This is a genomic window from Bradyrhizobium sp. S3.2.6, assembly GCF_040546885.1.
GTDB lineage: Bacteria > Pseudomonadota > Alphaproteobacteria > Rhizobiales > Xanthobacteraceae > Bradyrhizobium > Bradyrhizobium cytisi.
The window spans coordinates 1-23,092 of sequence record NZ_JBEPOS010000027.1 but is presented as its reverse complement, the minus strand read 5'-3'; the positions used below and the strand labels follow the sequence as shown (position 1 = coordinate 23,092).

Here is a 23,092-nt window from a genome sequence, read left to right as displayed (position 1 = left end):
AGGGAAGCGGCAATGACCGAGGCCGTGGTGGACGACATCGTGGCCATGCTGCCGCCGTTGCTCAACGCGCTGGAGGCGCTCGGCTTCTTCCAGCGGCATCTGCATCCGCCGGCCTTCGCCACCGTGATGAACGCCATCGGCGCGCCGGACGATGCGCTTCGGTCGGCACATGCAGCAATCGGCGCGTGGCCGGAGCAATTCGCCGGACTGCGCGAGCGGCTCGATCGTGCCTGCAACGAGACGCTCGCCGCCTTCGCCGCCATCCGCGATGTCGAGCGCGGCAACGGCGATCTCGTCGCGGTGTTCCGCGCGTTGCGCCATGTGCCGCGCGCACAGGAGGCGCTGTATCCGCTATCGCTGCAATTTCCGCCAGTGAGCAACTTCTTCCTCAACAGCGCCAGTCGCGAGAATGGTGAGCTGCTGGCGCGGCTGGAAGTCGGCGCCAGCGAGGACACCGGCATCTTTCACGATCACAACGAGCCCGGCAGCCGCGGCGGCTTCTCGGTCTATGTTCCCGAATATTACACGCCCGATCGCAGCTGGCCTCTGGTGATGGCGCTGCATGGCGGCAGCGGCAACGGACGCGGCTTTCTGTGGAGCTGGTTGCGCGATGCCCGCAGTCTTGGCGCGATCCTGGTGGCGCCGACAGCGACCGGCTCGACCTGGGCGCTGACGGGCGACGACGGCGACACGCCCAATCTCATGCGCATCCTCGAAACCGTGCGCGGTCGCTGGAGCATCGACGCCTCGCGCCTGCTGCTGACCGGCATGAGCGACGGCGGCACCTTCAGCTATGTCAGCGGTCTCGACGGTGCTTCGCCATTCACCCACCTCGCGCCGGTGTCGGCGACCTTCCATCCGCTGATGGCGGAGATCACCGACGCCACGCGACTACGGGGCCTGCCGATCTTCATCACCCACGGCAAGCTCGACTGGATGTTTCCGGTGCAGACCGCACGGCAGACGCAAGCGGCACTCACCGCCGCCGGCGCCGATGTCACATACCGCGAGATCGACGACCTCAGTCATACCTATCCGCGCGAGATCAACGCTGAGCTGCTGCAATGGCTGAACGGGTGATGAACGAAGCGTCCTTAACCGCGCCGCACTGTCGCGGAACCATCACTCCGGGCCCGACGTTATCCGCCCGACACCGGAGGTTCGCCATGCAGACTTTTTTCGGAATGATTTTGGGTGCGCTGCTGCTCGGCTGCGGCGTGTATGTCTATGACTCCATGCAGACGTCGTCAGTCGCCAATGGCGAGGTCGCGACTGCCAATCGCACCATCGTGAACTGGGATGTCGCGAAGGCCGACTGGGACGCGCTACGCGACCGCGCGCACAAGGACTGGGTCAGGATCTCGTCGAAGTAATCTCGATCGACCGAATATGAACAAGGCGCCGTCGCGATCCGCGGCGGCGCCTTTGTGCTGGCTGCGATCGGCCGCTTGCGCGTCAGTTCATCTTGGCTTTGCGGGCGTCGGCGATGACCTGCTCGAACTCGGCCATGCTGAGCACACCAGGCACGCGGTACTTGCCGACAATGAAGGACGGCGTGCCGCGGAAGCCGAAGGCTTCAGCCTGGTCGTTGTTGCGCTTGAGGATCGCGTCGATGTCCTTGGAGCGCGCGGTGAGGTCGCGCTTGAGGCGGTCCATGTCGACGCCGGCGGCCGCGAGCAACTCGTTGATGCGCGACTCGGTCAGGCGCGAGCTGACGCCCATCATGGCGTCATGGGCCTGGTGGTATTTGTCCTGGAATTTCGCGGCGAGCGCGATCCGGGCAGCCGTCACCGAGACGGGCCCGAGGATCGGCCAGTCTTTCAAGACCAGCCTTACCTTGCCGTCGTCCTGGATGACCTGGCGCAATTCGGGCTCGAGCTTTCGGCAATAGGGACAATTGTAGTCGGACCACTCGATGATGCTGATGTTGCCATCGGGATTGCCGGCAACGGGCACGTCCGGATCGCGCAGCACCTTGGCTTCGGTGAGCACTTCGTCATCACCAGTGCCTGCGCGCGCCAAGGTCATACCGCCAGCCGCGAAAGTGCCTGCCCCGATCAGCGTCAGCGCCGCGCGGCGGCTCAGCCCAAGGCCCTTAGTCCTGAATCCAGCCATATCTCGTCCCGTTTCGGTCCCATCACCGCAATTACGGCTCCGGACCGGGAAGTGTTACGCCCCATATAGAGTGTGGCGAGGACGATGTCATCGCACCAGCAGGGTCACCACCATGGGGACCAGGAACGAGGTCACCAGAGCATTGAGGCTCATGGCGATGCCGGAGAAGACGCCGGCGATCTCGTCGACCTGGAACGCGCGTGCCGTACCTATGCCGTGCGCGGCAAGGCCGGCAGCAAAGCCGCGGGCGCGGAAATCGGTCACGCCGGTGCGGTTCATGAGCGGCGAAACAATGATCGCGCCCATGATGCCGGTGAGGATGACCGCAACCGCCGCCAGCGAAGGATCCGCGTGCAGGGATTCGGCGATGCCCATGGCAACGCCGGCGGTGACCGATTTCGGCGCCAGGGACAGCACCACGTCGCGCGGCAGGCCGGCAAATTCGGCCAGCAACACGACCGACACCACGGCCGTCACCGAACCTGCAACCAGCGCCACCAGCATTGGCACGATGGAGCTAACCACCCGCTTGCGGTTCTCGTAGAGCGGCACGGCGAGTGCGACGGTGGCGGGCCCAAGCAGGAAGTGTACGAATTGGGCGCCGGCGAAATAGGTGGTGTAGGACGTACCGGTCGCGAGCAGGAACGCGCCGATGATCCACATCGCATGCAGCACGGGATTGGCAAGCGGATGGCGTCGCGTCGCCAGCGACACCGCATCCGTGGTCGCATAGACCAACAGCGTCACCGTCAGCCAGAGCAGCGGAGATTGCGAGAGATAGACCCAGAGCGAGAACGGATTGTCCTTCATCGGGCGTCCTGTTGCTTCAACAGGCGGCTGATCAGGCGGAAGGTCAGGACGGTCGCGAGCAAGGTGAGGACCACCGAGAGCGCGAGCACCAGGACGATCGCGATGCCGTGGGAGGCGAGCAGATCAAGCTTCTGCACGACACCGACGCCGGCGGGCACGAACAGCAGCGACAGATGAGCCAGCAGGCCCTTGCTTGCGGTCTCCACGCCGTCGTTTCGCAGCGGTCCGCGCGCGAGCCGTGCAAAGCGGTCGCGTGCGAGCAGCAGGACGAGAAGCAGCACCAGGCCAAGCACGGGTCCCGGCAGCGGCAGGGCGAGGCCGCGGACCACGGCCTCGCCGATCAATTGGCAGAGCAGAATGAGGCTGAGACTCGCAAGCATGACGCATCAAGGAATGCGTCGCACGGCTTGTCAATTGCCGCTAAGCCCGGGACGCGCGCGGTTCGTGCGAAGCTGCAATACGGGGCAGCATCGCCATCAGCGTTCCGGTCATGGTGGCGATCAGCGTGGTTTTGCCCTCGTGCTCTGCAAACGCCTTCGCCTCACAGAAAGTCAAGGTACGGCCAGGCTTGACCACCTCGGCCTTGAACACAAATCGCTCGCCGCGGGCAGGGGCGAGCAGCGTGGTCTTGAACTCGACCGTGAGGATATCGGCTTCGGACGGCATCAGCGTGAAGGCGGCGACGCCACAGGCGTTGTCGAGCCCCGCAGTGATGATACCGGCATGGACAAAACCGTTCTGCTGCGTGAATTCAGGCGAATGCAGCATGGCCAGCTCAACCTCGCCCGGCGCGAAGCGGACGATCACGATACCGAGTGTGCGCATCGCCGGCTGCCCCTCGAACATCGCGACCGCCGCCGCACGATAGCCAGGATTTTTCGGCTCGAACGCAGCCATGGCATTTCCCAGCCGTTTTTGATTGTTGATACGGTAGCGTATCAGACACGGGACGCGTTAGCAATACGGCACCGTATCAAGAACCGGTGAGGCTTCCTTCATGAACGACGGCAAGAGCGATGTCTGGGTCGAGGCAGGGTTTACCGAGCTCGCCCGCGCTGGTGTCGAGGGGGTGCGGGTCGAGGTGCTCGCCAAGAATTTGGGCGTCACCAAAGGCGGCTTCTACCGCCGCTTCGCCGACCGCGCGGCGCTGCTCGAGGCCATGCTGGTGCACTGGCGCGAGGGACGCTCGGCATCAATTGCACAGCAGACCAGCCTGGATGGGCAAGAGCCCCGCGAGCGGCTGAGGGCGGTGATCCAGCTCTATTCCGAGCGGCTCAATCCGGAGGGCATGGCGGTCGAGCTCGCGATCCGGCAGTGGGCCCGCTCCGACGAGAGCGCTGCGGCGGCGGTGGCGAGCGTGGATGCGGCGCGGCTCAGGCACGTTGCCGAGCTCTATCGCGCGACCGGCCTCGAGGCCGAGGAGGCCGAGGCGCAGGCTTTCCTGTTCTATTGCTTCATCTTCGGCCAAAGCCTCTTGTTCGTCGAGCGTGGCCCGCGCAAGCGGTCACAGCTCGTGGCGAAATCGGCCGAGAAACTGTTGGACTAAGCAAAATGGCCGGAGCTTTGCTCCGGCCATCACATCGAAGCTCAGGCGGCGCCCTTCAGCTTCTTGTTGCATTCGCTGTAGTAGCCGCCGCCCTTCTCGATCCACTTCATGCCGCCATTGCCGTTGGTGGTCTTGTTGGCGTTGTACTGGTCGACGCAGGTATGGAGGCGGGCCTTGCCGGCGCTCTCCTTGGCGTATTTTGCATCGACCGCGTTCGGGAAGATCGCAGGGCCGGCCGGTAGGGTCGGCGCCGGAGCAGCAGCGGGGGCTGCCTCCTTCTTGGCCTGCTTCGGCTCGGCAGCAGGCGGAGGCGCAGCCGGGGCGGCCGCGGTCGGCGCGGCCGCGGGCGTTGCATCGGCGCCGCACTGGGCCTTGCGGAAGTCATTCCACTTCATGGTGCCGAGCGAGCCGTCCTTCTTGGCGGCCTGATATTTCGCGCTGCACTCTTGCGACGTCAACGCCTGCGCCGGCGCGCTCACCATCAGCGCGGCAACGCCCGACACCGCAATCGCACACAACAATTTGGCTTGAATAGTCATCCTTGGTCTCCCTCAGGAAAGCAAAACGAGGACTGCTATCCTAGCGTGCTCCGGACATCCGACAAGGAAGTGACGCTGCTCGGCGCTAAAATATAGTGATCGCGCCGTACAGGGTTATTCATGTGGCGTTCAGCAAGGCGGGCCGACGTTCGCGCTCCTCCGCAACTCTCGCAAGAAGAGCCCATCATGACCCTCGCCTCCCGTCTCGCCGTCGTCGCGATCGCCTCCCTGTTCGCCACCGGCACTGCCTTCGCGCAGACCGCCGCGCCGGCCGCAAAGACCGATGCCGCCACCACCACCGACAAGAAGGCGCCGAAGGAGCATTCGGCCGAATCGCTCGAATGCTCCAAGCAGGCAGACGCCAAGGGCCTGCACGGCAAGGAGCGCAAGAAATTCCGCTCCGATTGCATCAAGACCGCCAAGGGCGGCATGGCCGCGCCGGCAGCCGCCGACAAGAAGTAAATCCATCACAATCCTCCCTTCGCCCCTGGCGAGAGGCGCACGCATTGCGGCATGACGAGCCTGCAATTGTGCGCCTCTCGCCGATTTGCCATAAGACGGCGTGAAGCAAATCACCGCATCCCTGTCGTTCGAGTGGCCGAGCCGTGCCAAGGTTTTGAGCACTGCGGAGACGCTTGTCATCGGTGCCGCCGGCGGTCTGGCCTTCCTGGCCGCGGGCCTTCCGGGCGGGTTGATCTCGGGCTCGATGATCGCAGTCGGGATCGCTGCGATTGCCGGACGCCAGCTTTCGGTGCCGCCACTCCTGACCCAGACCGTGCTGGTGCTGCTCGGCATTTCGCTCGGCTCGGTGGTTTCGCGCCATCTGATCCAGCAGGTCAGCGCCTACCCTCTCACCATCGGGCTGTTGGCGCTCGCGACCTTCTGCTCGACCTTCGGCTCGAGCTATTACCTCCAGCGGATTCATGGCTGGGACCGCACCTCTGCCTTCCTCGCCGGCAGCCCGGGCGCGCTGTCACAGATCACGATATTGGCGGTCGAGCGCGGGGCCGACCTGCCGGGCATCGCAGTGGTGCAGACCATGCGCGTGATCATCCTCACCGCAGCACTGCCGATGGTGCTGGCGATCGCCGGTGTCGCACCCTCCGTGGCACCCTCGCTGACGACGGCGATTGCCTCGCCGCTCGATCTTCTGGAATTGGTCGCCGCTTCGCTGGCGGCATCGCTCGTGCTGCGGCTGATCAAGTTTCCGGCGAGCTGGATGTTCGGCGCGATGATCGGCTCCAGCGTGCTGCATGGTGCGGGCTGGGTCGAGGGCGGCCTGCCGAACTGGGTGCGCGGCGTCGCGCTGGTCGGCATCGGCGCGCTAATCGGCAGTCGCTTTGCCCGGATGCGAATCAAGACCCTCACCGGCCACATCAACGCCGCCCTGGGCTCGTTCGCCGTGGCGATCGCCGTCTCCTCGATCTTCGTCGGCATCATCGCACTCACCACGCAGGTGAAATTCTCCGATGTCGTCGTTGCCTTTGCACCCGGCGCGATGGACGCGATGCTGGCGCTGGCGCTGACGCTGCACATCGACCCGATTTTCGTCGGCGCTCATCACCTCTCGCGCTTCGTGTTCGTGACGATCGCGACGCCAGGCATCGTGCACCTGTTCGGCCGCACGCAGGACGACGTCGACGATTAGCTCTCCTCTGCCGTTGCCCGCCCCTTCAGCGCCGCAACCTGCGCCTCGAGCTCTGCAATCCGCTGGTCTCTCGCAGCCAATGCCGCCGCGACATCCGCCGCGTCGAACTTCTGCGGAATGTGCTGCGGGCAGTTGGTGTCCCAGGCCGCGATCTTGAACACGATCACCTGCTCGGGCCGGGCGCGATAACCCTTCGGCATCAGCACGTCCGTCAGCGCATCGTCATCCTCGACCACCCGCGCCTCCCCCCAGATCTTCACCCGGCGGCGATGGGCGTAGTCCATCACGAAGATGTAGGCCTTGGCATTCTCGGAGAGATTGCCCTGGGTCAGGTATTGCTGATTGCCGGCATAATCGGCGAAGGCGAGCGTCTGCTTGTCCAGCACCTTGAGAAACCCCTTCGGGCCGCCGCGGTGCTGGATATAGGGCTGGCCGTCAGCCGAGGCGGTGGCAAAATAGAAGCTGTTGGCATCGGCCAGGAAGGCCTCGAGGTTTTCATCGACCTCGGTGCGCCAGCCGCGCTGCTCGACGCGGCCATAGGCCTCGCGGGAGCCCTTGCGCGTCTGGATCGCCTTGACCGCATGGGTAAAGGCGACGTCGCTAGCATAGGTGTGGGCTGCGGTCATGGAAACATCTCCTGAAAATTCCGGCGCATCTCCGCGTCTTTCCGGCATTAAAAATGGCTCCTCCGGCGTTCAAAACAATCAGCCTGCTTGACACTTCATCGTTGCAATATATGCAATAATGCCCATGGACCGCCTCGAAGCCATGCATGTCTTCGTCACCGTTGCCGATCTGCGCGGCTTTGCGCCCGCGGCGCGCAAGCTGCGGCTATCGCCCTCGGCGGTGACGCGGCTGATCGCGGCGCTGGAGGATCATCTTGGCGCAAGGTTGCTGCAACGGACCACGCGGCAAGTGACGCTGACCGACGTCGGCACTCGCTATCTGGAGCGCGCCCGGCGAATCCTTGCCGATGTCGAGGAAGCCGACGGCTCGGCGCGGCAAGAGCGCAACCGCCCGAGCGGACGTCTGGTGGTATCGGCCCCGGTCGGCTTCGGCCGGCTGCATGTCGCCCCGGTCATAACCGACTATCTCAAGCGCTATCCCGAGGTTGCCTGCGAACTCAGGCTCTCGGATAATCTCGTCAACCTCGTCGAGGACGCTGTCGATGCGGCCGTCCGCATCGGCCATCTCGCGGACTCCTCACTGGTTGCGCGCCAGGTCGGCGAGATGCGGCGGATCGTCGTGGCCACGCCCGGCTATCTGAAGCGCCATGGCGAGCCGAAAACGCCGGAGGCGCTGACCGAGCATCAGACCATCCGGTTCGGTCCCACGACGGCGTGGCGCTTTGCGCATGACGGCCGCGACATCGAGGTGACGCCATCCCCCCGCTTCATCAGCAACAGCGCCGACGCCGCCCTGCAATATGCCGAGGTCGGCGGCGGCATCACGCGCGTGCTGGCCTATCAGGCTGCCGAGGGCCTGAAGCGCGGGCGGTTGAAAATCGTGCTGGCGAAGTACGAGCAGCCGGCGCTGCCGATCCACATCGTCTACCCGACCTCGCGCCTGCTCTCGGCCAAGGTGCGCGCGTTCATCGATCTCGTGGTGGAGACGACGGCGTGGAGGTTTGGATAGATCTTACGCCTTCTTCGGCACCACCCGGAATGTCCCGCTGGCCCGCGCGATCACGACGCCGTCGGCTTTGATCAGGCACTGCGCGAAGCAGATCGTCTTACCCGTCTTGATGACATCGCTCTCGATCGAACACCATTGGCCGATCTCGGCGGAGCCGACGAAATCGATCGACAGCGAGACCGTCACGAACGAGGTGGTCCAGTTCGTCACCTGCGCGCAGCTGTAGCCCATGGCATTGTCGGCGAGCGCGGCAATCAGGCCGCCATGGATCAAGCCACGGCCGTTTGTGTGCGGCCTTGCCAGACGAAGGCCGATAATGACGGCCTTGTCGGTTTTCTTCGCGTAGAGCGGCTTCCACGGTTCTGTGAGCGGGCTCTCGCGGGACAACGGCTCAAAGCCGTCGGGGATGGCGCTGTCGGTCATGCGTGTCTCGCGTCCGTTGGTGGATTGCCGCCATTGAACGCGATGTGGATGACAGTTTCACCGCCTACAAAGTTTTAAACGAGATTTGCGCGGGTGTTTGAAATGATGCTCGCCGTCGCGAGCGAAGATCCTGTAGGGTGGGCAAAGCGTAGCGTGCCCACCGTCTCCGCCGCCTAAAACGGCAATCCCACATAATTCTCCGACAGCGACGTCATCGCGGCCTGCGACTGCGTGACGTAATCGAGCTCGGCGAGCTGGATGCGCGCGCCGATGGTGCCGGTGTCGGGGAATTTGTGCAGCATCGAGGTCATCCACCAGGAGAAGCGCACTGCCTTCCAGACCCGCGCCAAGGCCTTCGCCGAATAAGCGTCGATGCCGGCGCTGGATTTCTCGTCGTAAAATTCGTGGAGCGCGCTCGACAGATAATGCGCATCGCTTGCCGCCAGGTTCAGCCCCTTGGCGCCCGTCGGTGGCACGATGTGGGCGGCATCGCCGCACAGGAACATCCTGCCGAAGCGCATCGGCTCGGCGACGAAGCTGCGCAGCGGCGCGATGCTCTTCTCGATCGACGGGCCTGTGATCAGATTGTCGGCGGCCTCCTGGTCGAGCCGGCGCTTCAATTCGTCCCAGAAGCGATCGTCCGGCCATTGATCGACATGGTCGTCGAGCGAACACTGCAGGTAATGCCGGCTGCGTTTCATCGAGCGCATGGTGCAGAGCGCAAAGCCCCGTGCATGGTTGGAATAGATCAGCTCGTGGCTGACCGGCGGCGTCTCGGACAAAATGCCGAGCCAGCCGAACGGATAGACCCGCTCGAACTCCTCGATCGCCGAGGCCGGGACACTGGCGCGGCTGACACCGTGAAAGCCGTCGCAGCCGGCGATGAAGTCGCAATCGAGCGTGTGGGTGACGCCGTCCTTGACCCAGGTTACGCGCGGGTGACTTCCGTCGAAATCGTGCGGCTGCACATCCCTGGCTTCGTAGACGGTAGTGAGACCGGCGGCGTTCCGCGCATTCATCAGGTCGAGCGTGACTTCGGTCTGGCCGTAGATCATGACCGTCTTGCCGGTCGCGCCCTTCATGTCGATGCGATGACGTCGGCCGGCGAAGGCGAGCTCGATGCCTTCATGCACGAGGCCTTCGGCATGCGCCCGCGCGCCCGCGCCGATCTGGTCGAGCAGCCCGACAGTTCCCCCCTCCAGGAGGCCGGCGCGGATGCGGCCGAGCACGTAATCCGGGCTTTGCCGCTCCAGAATGAAATTGTCGATGCCGTATCGATGCAGAAGTTGCCCAAGCAACAATCCTGCCGGCCCAGCCCCGATGATTGCGACTTTTGTCCGCAATACTTGCTCCTTCCGATCCTGTAGGCTTTGGTCGCGGCGCGCTTGTCGCGGTCGTCCACGCGCGATAATTATATCACATAACGGTTGGGCAAAAGGGGGGTGCTTGTCGCCGCTAACGGCGAGAAATCCATGCAATATGGCTGACGTAAATGACGCGGCGGCAGTTCCGGCTTGAACGCGCCAGCCAATTAGATAACATGTTAATTAATGAGGCTGGGCCAGCGCAGCCCGCCGTCGAAAAGAGGGAGACACGACCGATGAGGAAAGCCTGTCTGGCTTTGCTGCTGACAGCAAGCGTGACGCCTGCGTTCGCGCAGGACAAGACCTTCGACCTGAAGATCTCGCATTGGGTGCCCGCCTCGCATCCGCTGCAGAAATCGCTGGAAGACTGGGCGGCCGCGATCGAGAAGGACTCAGGCGGCACCATCAAGGGCAAGGTGTTTCCGGCCCAGCAGCTCGGCAAGGCTTTTGACCATTACGACATGGCGCGCGACGGCATTGCCGACGTCACCTACGTCAATCCCGGCTACCAGCCCGGCCGCTTTCCGATCGTCGGTGCCGGCGAATTGCCGTTCCTGATCTCGGACGCCAAGGGCGGCTCGATGGGGCTTGACGCTTGGTACCGCAAATATGCCGAGAAGGAGATGAAGGACGTCAAATACTGCCTCGCCTTCGTCCACTCGCCCTCCTCCTTCCACTCCCGCACCAAGAAGATCGTGATGCCGGAGGACGTGAAGGGCATGAAGATCCGCCCGGCTCACGCCACCATGGCGAACTTCGTCACCGCGCTCGGCGGCACCAACGTGCAGTCGTCGGCACCTGAAGTGCGCGACATCATCGAGCGCGGCGTCGCCGACGGCGTGACGTTCCCCTGGGGCTCGCTGGTGCTGTTCGGCATCGACAAGGTGACGAAGTACGATATGGAGGCCCCGCTCTACACGACGACATTCGTGTTCGTCATGAACAAGGACAAGTACGACGCGATGTCCGACAAGCAGAAGGCCGCGGTCGACAAGAACTGCTCGACCGAGATGGCGGGCGTTGTCGGCGAGCACTGGGGCAAGTTCGAGGACGCCGGCATCGACAAGGTGAAGGCGGAAGAAGGTCACGAGGTCTACAAACTGACGCCGGACCAGACCGCCGCCTGGAAGAAGGCGGCCGAGCCGCTGGTCAAGACCTGGGGGGATGGCGCCAAGAAGGCCGGCATCGATCCTGACACTGCGCTGACGGATTTGAAGGCCTCGCTGAAGAAATACAACGCGCTGGCGGAGTAGTTTTCACCGAAACAGAAGCTGCGGCGGGAATCCTTCCGCTGCCGCTTTACTGCAAATTTGAGGACCCTCCACCCATGAAGCGCTGGATGGATCGCGTCATCGACTCGATCGAGTGGATCGCTGCCGCGTTCGTCGGCATCGTCGCGCTCGACATCTTCCTGTCGGTGCTGCTGCGCAACACACTGAACTATTCGATTCCCGACAGTTTCGACATCGGCCGCATGCTGCTTGGCATCCTCATTTTCTGGGGCATCGCCGCGACCTCCTATCGCGGCACGCACATCACCGTCGACCTGGTCTGGGGCAATGTCGGCCCGCGCTACCAGCGCTGGATCGACGTGTTCGCAACGTTGGTGCTGCTGTTCGTGGTCACGGTTCAGACGTGGACATTGTTCGACAAGGTCCGCGGCACCTACAAGGACAACGTCCAGACCTTCGACATGCACATGCCGACATGGCCGTTCTTCGCGATCGCCTGGATCGGCGACGTCTCGGCCGTGCTGCTGATCGCGATCCGCACTTACCGATTGATCTTCCATCCCGAAGACATGCACGACCCCAAGCTGAAGGCGACGGAGTAATCATGAGCACCGATGCCGTCGCCGTTCTCGGCTTCGTTTCCCTGTTCGCGCTGATGCTGCTGCGCGTGCCCGTCGGCATGGCGATGGGCCTCGTCGGCGTCTCCGGCTTCTCCTATCTGGTCGGCGCAACGCCGGCGCTGAAGCTGGTCGGCCAGACCTCGATGCGCACGGTCACCGACTACACTTTCGGTGTCATCCCGATGTTTCTGCTGATGGGCTCCTTCGTCAGCAATTCCGGCATGAGCCGCGAGTTGTTCCGCGCCGCCAACGGCTTTGTCGGGCACTTGCGCGGCGGCCTCGGCATTGCCACCGTCGGCGCCTGCGGCGGCTTTGCCGCGATCTGCGGCTCGTCCGTCGCAACCGCCGCGACGTTCTCCGCGGTCGCCTACCCCGAGATGCGCCGCTTCGGCTATCCGCAGTCCTTTGCTACCGGCGTGATCGCGGCCGGCGGCACGCTGGGTGCGATGCTGCCGCCCTCCACCGTGCTCGCGGTTTACGGCATCATCACCGAGCAGGACATCGGAAAACTCTTCATCGCCGGCATCATTCCGGGCCTGCTGGCGATGACCATGTACATGATCACGATCTTCCTGATCGGCTATTTCCGCCCCGACTTCCTGCCCAAGGGCAAAGTGCTGCCCTGGCGCGAGCGCTTTGCCGGCCTGAAGGACATCTGGGCGCCGGTGCTGTTGTTCGTGTTCGTGATCGGCGGCCTTTACGGCCTGCCGTTCCTGCCGCGCTTCACGCCGACGGAAGCCGGCGGCGTCGGGGCCACCGGTGCCCTCATCATCGGCGTGCTTACGGGCCGGCTCGATCGGGAGAAGATTCTGGCCTCGCTGCTCCAGGCGACGCGCACGGCGGCGGCCGTGTTCACCGTACTGATCGGCGCGCTGATCTTCGGCTATTTCCTCACGGTGACGCAGACGCCGCAAAAGGTGACGGAATTCCTCACCGGCCTGGGCTTGGGCCCCTACGGCGTGCTGGCGCTGATCATGGTGATGTATCTCGTGCTCGGCTGCCTGATGGATGCCATGGCGATGATCATCCTGACCGTGCCGATCATCTTCCCGGTCATCACGCATCTCGGCTTCGATCCGATCTGGTTCGGCGTCATCATCGTCATGACCGTCGAGCTCGGCCTGATCCATCCGCCGGTCGGCATGAACGTCTTTGTCATCAAGAGCGTGGTGAAGGACGTCTCATTCTCCACCATCTTCAAGGGCGTGATCCCGTTCGTGGCGACCGACTTGGTGCGTCTGGTGATTTTGATCGCGTTCCCGTTGCTGGCGACTTGGTTGCCGACGCGCATGATGGCGCATTGAAGGTGAAGCGATGACCACACCGACGCTCGAGACGAAATACGTCTTCACCATCACCGCTGAAATCGGCGACGTCATCACCGCCGGCGAAACCGGCATCGGCGTCCGCCGCATCATTCCGATCATCGGCGGCGAGGTGAAGGGTGCGATCACCGGCAAGGTGCTCCCGTTCGGCGCCGACTTCCAGACCATCCGCCCCAACGAGCTGATCGATCTCGAAGCCAAATACGCCTTCGAGACCGACGACGGCGCCGTTGTCTATGTCGAGAACAAGGGCATGCGCTTCGGCCCGGTCGAGCTGCTGCAAAAGCTCAAGCGCGGCGAGCCGGTCGATCCCAAGCTGATCTATTTCCGCACGGTCCCGAAGTTCGAGACGGGACACGAGAAGTATCGCTGGCTGATGGAGCACATTTTTATCGGCTCAGCAGCGCGACATGCCGACCGCGTGGTGATCGACGTGCATCAGGTGGCGTAAAAGCTTCAGCGCGTAGGGTTCAAACCGCCTCAAGCTCCACTTGACAGGGGTAAGGAAGGCTTTTGGCGTCCCCCTCCGAACCTTACGGGCGGTTCTCCCGCATACGGCTCTTCAGTCGTTGGACAGGGATTCTTACCGCGCATCCGCCCCGGCCTACCCGGCGCAATAGCCGCGACTTCTCACACAGCCTGCTTCGCCGAGACGACAACAGAGCATGTGGGACCTGCGGAGCCTCAACCTTCCCTCGACTGACCCCGTATCGTATGGTCCAACCAGACGCGCCCGCTCCCATCGGGCATTCCGGAAACGCATATGTCAGATCCCGCCTGGTCGCTGCACTCCCGCCTGAAAGAGGACACCATCGACATCGGTGATTTGCCGCTGTCGAAAGTGCTCGTTATCAAGGACGCGCATTATCCCTGGCTGCTGCTGGTGCCGCGGCGCGCCGACGCGGTCGAGATCATCGATCTCGACGAGGTCCAGCAGGCACAGCTGATGACCGAGATCTCCCGCGTCTCGCGCGCGCTGAAGGAGATCACCAAATGCGACAAGCTCAACGTCGCAGCGCTCGGCAATCTCGTGCCGCAGCTTCACGTTCATATCATTGCACGCCGCACCGGTGACGCCGCCTGGCCACGGCCGGTCTGGGGCGTGATGCCGCCCCTGGCGCATGACGCCACTGAAGTACAGAATTTCATCAGCGCGCTTCGCCGAAAAATCTGGTTGGGTTGAAAGAACAAGAAATGTCAGCATTCGACTCGTTTCCGCTGGGGCAACCGGCCTTCGTCACCAACGTCCTCGATCGCGCCGCGCATCTGCGCCGCGATGACGAAAAACTGTTCGCAATGGAGCAGAAGCCGTCGTCGCGCGCCTATGTCATCTACCGCGACTCGCTGCTGGTGAAGCGCGACGGCGACAAGACGCGCGCGCTGCTGGGAATCGACGAGGCGCTGAAAAGCGGGGCCAATCCCGGCACGATCTTCCTGGGCTTGCGCGATGGCGCCGCGATCTTCGGCATGGGCCTCGCTCAGGCCGCCGCCGAGAAGCTGATCGGCCGCGAAGACTTTACCGTCACCGAGCTGCGCGGCATGGCGATGCAGGGCGCGATCCCGCCCGAGGAGTTGTCGGCGATCGCGATGGCGAAGTCGATGGTCGGCTGGCACCAGCGCCACGGCTATTGCGCCAATTGCGGCACCCGCAGCGCGATGAAGGAAGGCGGCTGGAAGCGCGATTGCCCGGCCTGCAAAGCCGAGCATTTTCCGCGCACCGATCCGGTCGTGATCATGCTGGTGGCATCAGGCGAAAAATGCCTGCTCGGCCGTCAGAAGCAGTTTCCGCCGGGCATGTATTCCTGTCTCGCCGGTTTCGTCGAAGCGGCCGAGACCATCGAGGACGCGGTGCGCCGCGAGATCCTCGAGGAATCCGGCATCCGCTGCACCGACGTGCAATATTACATGACCCAGCCCTGGCCCTATCCGTCATCCCTGATGATCGGTTGCAGCGCGCGGGCGTTGAACGAGGACGTCGTCGTCGATCGTTCCGAACTGGAAGACGCGCGCTGGTTCACGCGCGAGGAGGCGGCGCTGATGCTGACGCGGACGCATCCCGACGGGCTCGCCGGCCCGCACCCTTTCGCCATCGCGCATCATCTGCTCGGCCGCTGGGTGCACAACAAGAGCTGACCGCCGATGGCTGCATCACGGATCGCGCCGCGCATCCTCTGCATCGGCATTCCCGTGCGCGACCTCACCTTTCGGGTCGAGGCCGTGCCGGAGCACGGCAGCAAGGCCAACGCCACGCATCTTGCCGAGATCTGCGGCGGCAATGCGCTCAATGCCGCCATCGCGATGGCGCGGCTCGGCGGCCGTGTCGCGTTTGCCGGGCCGATGGGCGATGCACGGGAGACGTCGAGCAGCTTCATCCTCGAGCGGATGACCGCCGAGGGCATCGACATCAGGCATATCGTGCGCATGCCGGGCGTGGCCACGCCCGTCTCTGCGATCATCATCGACGCGACCGGCGAACGAACGCTGACGATCTATCGCGATCCTGCGCTGTGGACCGTGAAGCTGTCGGATGCCGACGAGCTCCTCGCCGATTGTCAGGCTGTCCTCGTCGAAAGCCGCTGCGGCGCCTTCTGCATCGATCTCTGCACGGAGGCACGCCGGCGCGGCATTCCGATTATCGTCGGCGTCGACCGCGCGATGGCGCCGGCTGACGGCCTGCTTACGGCCGCCTCGCATCTGCTGTTTTCCAGCGAGCAGGTCCAGGAGACCGCCGGCGTCGCTGACGACGGCGAGGCCTTGAAGCGGCTGGCCGGGTTGACGTCCGCCTTCCTCGCCGCCACCCGCGGCCCATTTGGCACAATCTGGCTGAACGCGGCGGGCACGCTGGAGGAGACGCCGGCCTTCCCGGTTGAGGCCGTCGATACGCTGGGCGCCGGCGACGTCTTCCACGGCACCTTCACGCTTCGGCTTGCCGAGGGCGGCGGCGTGCGAGAGGCGCTGCGATTCGCCGCGGCGACCGCCGCGCTGAAATGCACGCGCCATGGCGGTGGCCTCGCTGCCCCGCAACGCATTGAAGTTGAAGAGTTTTTGCGAAGCGAGCGCTAGAGCGATTCCACGGACACGCCGAGAATATGGACTTGCTGTGGAAGGATTTTCTCTATATCAGTTAAATCAGCCCCTGAAATGGAACAAAGTTCTTCAAAATGACTGACCTCGCTGTCCAACTCCCCGAGACCAGCCGCCGCCTCGACGCCATCGATCGCAAGATTCTGATGGTTCTCCAGGACGATGCCTCCCTGTCCGTTGCCGAAATCGGCGACCGCGTCGGGCTGTCCTCGACCCCCTGCTGGAAGCGCATCCAGCGCCTGGAGGCCGACGGCGTGATCCTGAAGCGGGTGGCGCTGGTCGATCAGAACAAGATCGGGCTCGGCATCTCCGTGTTCGTGTCGGTGGAGAGCTCCGATCATTCCGACGCCTGGCTCAAGAAATTCGCCGAAGCGGTCAGCGCCATGCCCGAGGTGATGGAATTCTACCGGATGGCCGGCGACGTCGATTACATGCTGCGCGTCGTGGTCGCGGACATGCAGGCCTATGACATCTTCTACAAGAAGCTGATCAGCGCCGTGCCGCTGAAGAACGTCACCTCGCGCTTCGCGATGGAGAAGATCAAGTCGGTCACGGCACTGCCGATCCCGGCCGTGGTCGCGGCTTAAAGTTTGCTCTCGCCGCACGGAAGTCGTCATCGCCCGGCTTGACCGGGCGATCCAGGTACGCCGCAGCTTCTCCGTATACGGCAACCGTCTCTGGAATACTGGATCGCCCGGCTTCGCGGGCGATGACAGTGTCGGATACGGCGAACGCGCGCCCCGCCGCTCAGATCTTCTGATTGTACTCGCCGACTTCGGGATGCGTGCGCAGCACGCTGTTCACCATCTCGAACATGTCGTGCATGCGCTGCTCGGAGACCGGGCTCTCGACCACGACCACGAGCTCCGGCTTGTTGGAGGACGCCCGCACCAGGCCCCAGCTGCCGTCCTCGACCGTGACGCGCACGCCGTTGACGGTGACGAGGTCGCGGATCGACTGGCCACCGATCTTGGCGCCCTTGGCCTGTAAGCCTTCGAAGTGCTTCACCACCTGGTCGATGACGCCGTACTTCACCTCGTCGGCGCAATGCGGCGACATGGTCGGCGACGACCACGTCTTCGGCAGCGCGTTCTTCAGATCGGCCATCGACTTGCCGGGCGCACGGTCGAGCATGTCGCAGATCGCGATCGCCGACACCAGGCCGTCGTCATAGCCGCGTCCATACGGCTTGTTGAAGAAGAAATGGCCGGACTTCTCGAAGCCCGCAAGCGCGCCCGTCTCGTTGGTGCGGCGCTTCATGTAGGAATGGCCGGTCTTCCAGTAGGCGGTCTTGGCGCCCTGCTTCTGCAAGACGGGATCGGTGATGAACAGGCCGGTCGACTTCACGTCGACAATGAACTGCGCATCCTTGTGGATCGCCGACATGTCGCGCGCCAGCATCACGCCGACCTTGTCGGCAAAGATCTCCTCGCCGGTGTTGTCGACGACACCGCAGCGGTCGCCGTCGCCGTCGAAGCCGAGGCCGACATCGGCCTTGTGATGCAGCACCGCATCGCGGATCGCGTGCAGCATCTCCATGTCTTCCGGATTCGGATTGTATTTCGGGAAGGTATGGTCGAGCTCGGTGTCGAGCGGGATCACCTCGCAGCCGATAGCGTCCAGCACCTGCGGCGCGAATGCGCCGGCGGTGCCATTGCCGCAGGCTGCGACGACCTTGAGCTTGCGCTTGAGCCTCGCCCGGCTGGTGAGGTCGGCGATGTAGCGCGCCGGATAATTCTCGTGGAACTGGTAGGAGCCGCCGGCCTTGTTCTTGAAATCGGCATTGAGCACGATCTCCTTCAGCCGCGTCATCTCGTCGGGGCCGAAAGTCAGCGGGCGGTTGGCACCCATCTTCACGCCGGTCCAGCCATTGTCGTTGTGCGAGGCCGTGACCATGGCGACGCAGGGCACGTCGAGATCGAACTGCGCGAAATAGGCCATCGGTGTCACCGCAAGGCCGATGTCGTGCACTCTGCACCCGGCCGCCATCAGGCCGGAGATCAGCGCGTATTTGATCGAGGCCGAATAGCCGCGGAAATCATGCCCGGTCACGATCTCCTGCTTGACGCCGAGTTCCGCGATCAGCGCGCCCAGCCCCATGCCGAGCGCCTGCACGCCCATGAGGTTGATTTCCTTCTGAAACAACCAGCGCGCGTCGTACTCGCGAAAACCGGTGGGCTTGACCATCGGCTCGGATTCGAAGGCGTAAGTGTTGGGCAACAAGACGGATTTCGGCTTGGGAAACATTGAGACGGTCTCATGAAAAAGGCAGGAATTGGTGCAGCCTTAGCGAATGCCGGGCCGCAGCGGAAGGCGGGAATGAAGGCTTATGGCCGATAATTGCGGCAGTTTGGTAACGGAAATGATGCGCTAGGAGAGACGGCATTTCTGGCCGGATCAGCTAACCTCCCAGGCGCGCCACCTCAACTTCGACGACCGCCCTGAGAGGTGGCAGAGCCTGTTGAACGGTCTCCCACACGAAATGGGCTGCAACGTCTTCATAGTTGTGGCGATAGACATTCCCCGCCGCCGCCATCTGCTTCCACGCGATAGATGGGTGCCTTGCCTTCAAACCCTCGGGCAGACGGCGAGACGCTTCCGAAATAATCTCCAGGCATCTTGTAACCGCGTAGACCGTCCGCAGGTCCGCCGCGAATGTCTCGCGATCGAGACCTCCGGCGAACTCAGCCGCCAGATCGATGTGATACAGAATGTCTCGCAGAGTCCCGTCGGTGCGCTCAGAAGGCATAAACGGCGTCAGCTGTCGCAGCGGGAACGACGTATGATTTCAAGCCGTCGCGATTGACGACATCAACTGGCTCATCAAAGAGGTTCGCGATATACTCCTTGAGCTCGACGTAATCGAAGACCGTGATCCGCGCATCCGGATCAATCTCGACCATGATATCGACATCGCTGCCGGAACGGTTTTCGCCCCTCGCAACCGAGCCGAACAATGCGGCATGCAAAACGCCTCGCTCACGCAGAGCGGGTTCCGAACGTCGCAGGATCGCTATCGCATCGAGGCTGTTCATGGATCGAGTATAGCACCCCGCACGCCTCGACGGGAGGCCCTACCAGGTCGGCTACGGCAGGACCTACTGCTCCAGCACCATCTGACCGTTCGCATACTCAAAGCGCTTCAGGCGGGACAGGAAGGAGAGGCCGAGCAGGTTCTCGGACAACGCCTCGTCCGGCAGCACCATGGCATCGACGTCGCGTACGATCAGGCCGCCGACGTCCAGCATGGCGATGCGGGTGCGCGCGGCCTTGATGGTGCCGTTGGCGGTGGAGACGGTGGCGTTGTAGTCGCTGCGCGAGGGACGCAGACCGAAGCGCGCGGCCGAGGTCTCGTTCAGCGCCACCACGGAGGCGCCGGTGTCGACCATGAAGCCGATGCGCTGGCCGTCGATGCGGCCGTCGGCCTGGAAGTGGCCACGGCCATCGCGGGGAATGTTGAGGCTGCGGCCGCCGGCCGGCGCCGTGGTCGCGACCGCAACCGTCGTATGCGGCGCTGACGTGGCGGACGCCGAGCTCATCCTGTCCGCCATCTGCGCCATGAAGGTGCCGAGGCCGATCATGATGGCCGCGATGATCATAATGTTACGCATCACACCATTTCCGAGCCGAGAGCTCGAGTTCACCACGCGGCACGCCCGTCCGCGAGCGCAGCCACGGCAGAGCCGGTGTCATTTTGACGAAAAGGATGAGCGTACGGTTAATGGCGGGGAGTGATTTCTCACGTCCCGCGCGGCTTGACCCGCCGGGTCGGCAGCGCGCTTGCCGGATCTTCGGGCCAGGGATGGCGCGGATAGCGGCCGCGCAGATCGGAGCGCACTGCGGCGTAACTGCCGCGCCAAAAACCGGGGAGATCGCGCGTCACCTGCACCGGGCGCTGCGCCGGCGACAGCAGTTCCAGCACCAGTGGCACCTTGCCGGCCGCAATCGACGGATGGGCGTTGAGGCCAAACAATTCCTGGAGGCGCACCGCGATGGTCGGCCCCTGCTCAGCCTCGTAGTCGATCGCGAGCACGCTGCCCGTCGGCGCCTCGAAATGAGTCGGCGCCTCGCGGTCGAGCCGCGCGCGCATCTCCCACGGCAATAGCGCCATCAACGCATCGGAGAGATCGCCGGCGGAGATGTCCTTCAGCGCGATCTTGTCGTAGAGCGCCGGCACCAGCCAGTCGTCACGCCGCGCGATCAACCCGTCGTCGGAGAGATCGGGCCAGCTTTCGCCTTCGGCCTTGCGCAAGAACATCACGCGGTCGCGCCATTGCTTGGCGGCCTTCGACCAGGGCAGCCGGTCGAGACCGGCGGCGATCAGCCCGTCGGCAAAGATGCGCGCGGTGTCTTCCGAGGGCGACACGGCAAGCGTGGCCTCGGACAGCGTGATCGCATGCAGCACGCGCTTGCGTCGCGCGCGCAACGCCATCGCGCCGCGGTCGAAGGATATCTCGTCGGCCGTGTCGATGTGCTCGGCAAAATGCCGCTCGATGTCGCTCTCGGCGATCTGCGCGGCGAGCAGGATGCGGCCGCTCGCAGCCGTCCCCGTCATCTCGCCGATCGCGATATAGGGCGCACGGGCGAGCGAGGACGTCTGCTCCACCGCGGCGCCACGGCCGTTGGCGAGCACGAAACTGCCGTTGCCGCGGTTGCGCGCGACGCGATCCGGGAAGGCATAGGCGAGCATCAGGCCGGTCGAGAGATCCTCCTGAGGGCCCGCCTTTTCGGACGCTGCGACCTGCGAGGCCCAGCGCCGCGCCAGGTCGCGCGCGCTTGCCGCCCGCGGCGAACGATCGCGGCGGAACTGGTCGCGCCGGTACTCGAGATCGGCGCTGTCGCCGCCGAGTCCACGCTCGGTGAGAATGGCCGCGATCTCGGCGGCTTCCTCGCCCGCGCCGGCGCGATGCGAATCCACGATCATGCGCGCCAGCCGCGGCGGCAGCGCCAGCGCCCGCAGGCTCTTGCCCTCCGCCGTGATGCGGCCGTCGCCATCGAGCGCATTGAGCTCGGAGAGCAGACTCTTGGCTTCCTTCCAAGCCGGCGCAGGCGGTGGGTCGAGGAACGACAGTGCCGCAGGGTCGGCGACGCCCCATTGCGCGAGATCGAGCACCAGCGAGGAGAGATCGGCGCTGAGGATTTCCGGCTGCGCATAGGGCGCAAGCGAGGCCGTCTGCGGCTCGTCCCAAAGCCTGTAGCACACGCCGGGCTCGGTACGGCCGGCGCGGCCGCGGCGCTGGTCGACTGCGGCACGCGCAGCGCGCACGGTCTCGAGCCGGGTCAGGCCGATGTCGGGCTCGTAGCGCGGCACGCGCGCGAGACCGGAATCGACGACGATGCGCACGCCTTCGATCGTGAGCGAAGTCTCGGCGATCGAGGTCGCGAGCACGACCTTGCGCGTGCCCTTCGGCGCCGGCGCGATGGCGCGGTCCTGCACGGCCGCATCGAGCGCGCCGAACAGCGGCACGATCTCGATGCTGGCATCCTGCACGCGCTCACCGAGGAAATTCTGGGTGCGGCGGATTTCGGCGGCGCCCGGCAGGAAGGCGAGCACCGAGCCGCTGTCGGCACGCAGGGCCGAGGCGATCGCGTCCGCCATCTGCCGCTCAATCGGCGCATCGGCCCTGCGGCCGAGATAGCGGGTCTCGACCGGAAAGGCGCGGCCCTCGCTCTCGACGACGGGCGCCTCGCCAAGCAGCTTCGCGACGCGCGCGCCGTCGAGGGTGGCCGACATCACCAGGATACGCAGATCCTCGCGCAGGCCGAGCTGCGCGTCGCGCGCCAGCGCGAGACCCATGTCGGCGTCGAGCGAGCGTTCGTGAAATTCATCGAAAAGGACGGCGGCAACGCCCGAGAGTTCGGGATCGTCGAGGATCTGGCGCGTGAAAATGCCTTCGGTCACGACCTCGATGCGTGTGGCTCGCGAGATCTTCGAGCCGAAGCGGACACGGTAGCCGACCGTTTCGCCGGCGCGCTCGCCAAGCGACTTGGCCATGCGATCGGCGCTGGCGCGGGCCGCAATGCGCCGCGGCTCCAGCACGATGATCTTCTTGCCCTTGGCCCAGGGCGCATCGAGCAACGCCAGCGGCACCCGCGTGGTCTTGCCGGCGCCCGGCGGCGCCACCAGCACGGCCGCGTTGTGCGCCTCCAGCGTGCGCGAGAGGTCGTCGAGCACGGCATCGATCGGGAGGGGCGTGTCGAAGTTGCGGGGCAAAAGTCTCGGTCCGTCATCGTCCGCCGTGTGCGCAATTGCGCGCTAGGGCGGACGATCCACTCATATCGGATCCCGGCCATTCCGAAGATCTCGCCGTACTGGATACCCCGCCTTCGCGGGGTATGACAATCATATGTAGTATCAGCCCTGCACGGATGGCCGGCCGATGCTCTCATAGGTGAAGCCGGCCGCAGCCATGTCTTCGGGGCTGAAGATGTTGCGGAGGTCGACGACGACGGGCTGCGCCATGACGCTCTTCAGCCGGTCGAGATCGAGACCACGGAATTGCACCCATTCGGTGACGACGACCAGCGCATCGGCACCTTGCGCGCAGGAATAGGCATCCTCGCAATAGGTGATGCTGGGCAGCTCGCCCTTGGCCTGCTCCATGCCGACGGGGTCGAACGCCTTCACCTTTGCGCCCATGTCGATCAGACCGGTGACGAGCGGGATCGACGGCGCATCGCGCATGTCGTCGGTGTCGGGCTTGAAGGTGAGACCGAGCACGGCGATGGTCTTGCCGCGCAGCGAGCCGCC

28 protein-coding genes are annotated in these 23,092 nt (G+C 64.3%); 14 read left to right on the top strand and 14 right to left on the bottom strand.

The features are described 5' to 3' along the window. Positions 1-12 precede the first annotated feature (12 nt). Complete coding sequence (locus tag ABID58_RS32215; RefSeq protein ID WP_148751657.1) at positions 13-1,080, top strand: carboxylesterase family protein; 1,068 nt, start codon at positions 13-15, stop codon at positions 1,078-1,080. Positions 1,081-1,166: 86 nt separating this feature from the next. After that, positions 1,167-1,373 (top strand): hypothetical protein, encoded by a 207-nt coding sequence (locus tag ABID58_RS32210; protein WP_148751656.1) that lies wholly within the window; start codon positions 1,167-1,169, stop codon positions 1,371-1,373. 82 nt (positions 1,374-1,455) lie between these two features. Here the strand turns inward: ABID58_RS32210 and ABID58_RS32205 are convergent, their stop codons facing one another. The 4 genes from ABID58_RS32205 to ABID58_RS32190 form a co-directional block, all read right to left on the bottom strand. Continuing rightward, positions 1,456-2,115, bottom strand: a complete 660-nt coding sequence (locus tag ABID58_RS32205) for a DsbA family protein (protein WP_354036915.1) — start codon at positions 2,113-2,115, stop codon at positions 1,456-1,458. An 87-nt stretch (positions 2,116-2,202) separates the two neighbouring features. Then, positions 2,203-2,925, bottom strand: a complete 723-nt coding sequence (locus tag ABID58_RS32200) for an LrgB family protein (RefSeq protein WP_354036914.1) — start codon at positions 2,923-2,925, stop codon at positions 2,203-2,205. Continuing rightward, on the bottom strand, positions 2,922-3,305 hold the full coding sequence (locus tag ABID58_RS32195; RefSeq protein ID WP_148751652.1) for a CidA/LrgA family protein: 384 nt from the start codon (positions 3,303-3,305) through the stop codon (positions 2,922-2,924). The genes ABID58_RS32200 and ABID58_RS32195 overlap by 4 nt, the downstream gene beginning before the upstream one ends. A 40-nt stretch (positions 3,306-3,345) precedes the next feature. Then, positions 3,346-3,822: a PaaI family thioesterase gene (locus ABID58_RS32190; RefSeq protein WP_354036913.1), complete on the bottom strand. Its 477-nt coding sequence runs from the start codon at positions 3,820-3,822 to the stop codon at positions 3,346-3,348. Positions 3,823-3,922: 100 nt separating this feature from the next. Between ABID58_RS32190 and ABID58_RS32185 the strand changes: the two genes are divergently transcribed. Continuing rightward, positions 3,923-4,471 (top strand): TetR/AcrR family transcriptional regulator, encoded by a 549-nt coding sequence (locus ABID58_RS32185; RefSeq protein ID WP_354036912.1) that lies wholly within the window; start codon positions 3,923-3,925, stop codon positions 4,469-4,471. A gap of 41 nt (positions 4,472-4,512) precedes the next feature. On the opposite strand, the gene ABID58_RS32180 is transcribed toward ABID58_RS32185, so the two are convergent. Beyond that, positions 4,513-5,010 (bottom strand): hypothetical protein, encoded by a 498-nt coding sequence (locus ABID58_RS32180; protein ID WP_148751648.1) that lies wholly within the window; start codon positions 5,008-5,010, stop codon positions 4,513-4,515. A gap of 186 nt (positions 5,011-5,196) precedes the next feature. Here ABID58_RS32180 and ABID58_RS32175 point away from each other — a divergent pair, with 186 nt between their 5' ends. Next, a complete protein-coding gene (locus tag ABID58_RS32175) occupies positions 5,197-5,472 on the top strand; it encodes a PsiF family protein (RefSeq protein ID WP_354036910.1) in 276 nt (91 codons plus the stop codon). A gap of 100 nt (positions 5,473-5,572) precedes the next feature. After that, the gene (locus ABID58_RS32170) at positions 5,573-6,658 is read left to right on the top strand and encodes an AbrB family transcriptional regulator (protein WP_148751645.1); all 1,086 of its coding nucleotides are present in this window, start codon (positions 5,573-5,575) and stop codon (positions 6,656-6,658) included. On the opposite strand, the gene ABID58_RS32165 is transcribed toward ABID58_RS32170, so the two are convergent. Then, complete coding sequence (locus tag ABID58_RS32165; RefSeq protein WP_148751644.1) at positions 6,655-7,284, bottom strand: pyridoxamine 5'-phosphate oxidase family protein; 630 nt, start codon at positions 7,282-7,284, stop codon at positions 6,655-6,657. The genes ABID58_RS32170 and ABID58_RS32165 overlap by 4 nt on opposite strands. 124 nt (positions 7,285-7,408) lie before the next feature. On the opposite strand from ABID58_RS32165, the gene ABID58_RS32160 reads away from it, so the two are divergent. Then, positions 7,409-8,293 carry a LysR family transcriptional regulator gene (locus ABID58_RS32160; protein ID WP_354036909.1) on the top strand — a complete coding sequence of 295 codons (885 nt, stop codon included), beginning with the start codon at positions 7,409-7,411 and terminating at the stop codon, positions 8,291-8,293. Between the two features lie 3 nt (positions 8,294-8,296). Here ABID58_RS32160 and ABID58_RS32155 read toward each other — a convergent pair whose 3' ends face one another. Next, positions 8,297-8,716 (bottom strand): PaaI family thioesterase, encoded by a 420-nt coding sequence (locus ABID58_RS32155; RefSeq protein ID WP_148751642.1) that lies wholly within the window; start codon positions 8,714-8,716, stop codon positions 8,297-8,299. A gap of 173 nt (positions 8,717-8,889) precedes the next feature. Continuing rightward, complete coding sequence (pobA, locus tag ABID58_RS32150; protein WP_354036908.1) at positions 8,890-10,059, bottom strand: 4-hydroxybenzoate 3-monooxygenase; 1,170 nt, start codon at positions 10,057-10,059, stop codon at positions 8,890-8,892. 257 nt (positions 10,060-10,316) lie between these two features. On the opposite strand from pobA, the gene ABID58_RS32145 reads away from it, so the two are divergent. The 8 genes from ABID58_RS32145 (at position 10,317) to ABID58_RS32110 (ending at position 16,928) form a co-directional block, all read left to right on the top strand. Next, positions 10,317-11,333, top strand: coding sequence for a TRAP transporter substrate-binding protein (locus tag ABID58_RS32145; protein WP_354036906.1), 1,017 nt, complete (start codon positions 10,317-10,319; stop codon positions 11,331-11,333). Between the two features lie 74 nt (positions 11,334-11,407). Next, complete coding sequence (locus ABID58_RS32140) at positions 11,408-11,914, top strand: TRAP transporter small permease (protein WP_148751638.1); 507 nt, start codon at positions 11,408-11,410, stop codon at positions 11,912-11,914. A 2-nt stretch (positions 11,915-11,916) separates the two neighbouring features. After that, on the top strand, positions 11,917-13,236 hold the full coding sequence (locus ABID58_RS32135) for a TRAP transporter large permease (protein ID WP_354036905.1): 1,320 nt from the start codon (positions 11,917-11,919) through the stop codon (positions 13,234-13,236). Positions 13,237-13,246: 10 nt separating this feature from the next. Then, complete coding sequence (locus tag ABID58_RS32130; protein ID WP_354036904.1) at positions 13,247-13,708, top strand: DUF3237 domain-containing protein; 462 nt, start codon at positions 13,247-13,249, stop codon at positions 13,706-13,708. A 312-nt stretch (positions 13,709-14,020) separates the two neighbouring features. Then, positions 14,021-14,440 (top strand): HIT domain-containing protein, encoded by a 420-nt coding sequence (locus ABID58_RS32125; protein WP_148751635.1) that lies wholly within the window; start codon positions 14,021-14,023, stop codon positions 14,438-14,440. Between the two features lie 11 nt (positions 14,441-14,451). Beyond that, positions 14,452-15,390 (top strand): NAD(+) diphosphatase, encoded by a 939-nt coding sequence (gene nudC, locus ABID58_RS32120; RefSeq protein WP_354036902.1) that lies wholly within the window; start codon positions 14,452-14,454, stop codon positions 15,388-15,390. 6 nt (positions 15,391-15,396) lie between these two features. Further along, complete coding sequence (locus tag ABID58_RS32115) at positions 15,397-16,320, top strand: sugar kinase (RefSeq protein ID WP_354036900.1); 924 nt, start codon at positions 15,397-15,399, stop codon at positions 16,318-16,320. Positions 16,321-16,418: 98 nt separating this feature from the next. Continuing rightward, positions 16,419-16,928, top strand: coding sequence for an Lrp/AsnC family transcriptional regulator (locus tag ABID58_RS32110; protein ID WP_148751631.1), 510 nt, complete (start codon positions 16,419-16,421; stop codon positions 16,926-16,928). A gap of 160 nt (positions 16,929-17,088) precedes the next feature. On the opposite strand, the gene ABID58_RS32105 is transcribed toward ABID58_RS32110, so the two are convergent. From ABID58_RS32105 to ABID58_RS32080, 6 genes are all read right to left on the bottom strand, one after another. Next, positions 17,089-18,588, bottom strand: a complete 1,500-nt coding sequence (locus tag ABID58_RS32105) for a phosphomannomutase/phosphoglucomutase (RefSeq protein WP_354036898.1) — start codon at positions 18,586-18,588, stop codon at positions 17,089-17,091. A 154-nt stretch (positions 18,589-18,742) separates the two neighbouring features. Further along, positions 18,743-19,090 (bottom strand): HepT-like ribonuclease domain-containing protein, encoded by a 348-nt coding sequence (locus ABID58_RS32100; RefSeq protein ID WP_354036897.1) that lies wholly within the window; start codon positions 19,088-19,090, stop codon positions 18,743-18,745. Beyond that, on the bottom strand, positions 19,080-19,376 hold the full coding sequence (locus ABID58_RS32095; RefSeq protein WP_354036896.1) for a nucleotidyltransferase family protein: 297 nt from the start codon (positions 19,374-19,376) through the stop codon (positions 19,080-19,082). Before ABID58_RS32095 ends, ABID58_RS32100 begins: the two co-directional genes overlap by 11 nt. A 63-nt stretch (positions 19,377-19,439) precedes the next feature. Beyond that, positions 19,440-19,952: a TIGR02281 family clan AA aspartic protease gene (locus ABID58_RS32090; RefSeq protein ID WP_354036894.1), complete on the bottom strand. Its 513-nt coding sequence runs from the start codon at positions 19,950-19,952 to the stop codon at positions 19,440-19,442. A gap of 128 nt (positions 19,953-20,080) precedes the next feature. After that, positions 20,081-22,555, bottom strand: a complete 2,475-nt coding sequence (gene hrpB / locus ABID58_RS32085; protein WP_354036893.1) for an ATP-dependent helicase HrpB — start codon at positions 22,553-22,555, stop codon at positions 20,081-20,083. A gap of 141 nt (positions 22,556-22,696) precedes the next feature. Further along, positions 22,697-23,092: UDP binding domain-containing protein (locus ABID58_RS32080; protein WP_354036891.1), on the bottom strand; the 396-nt coding region annotated here is incomplete at its 5' end.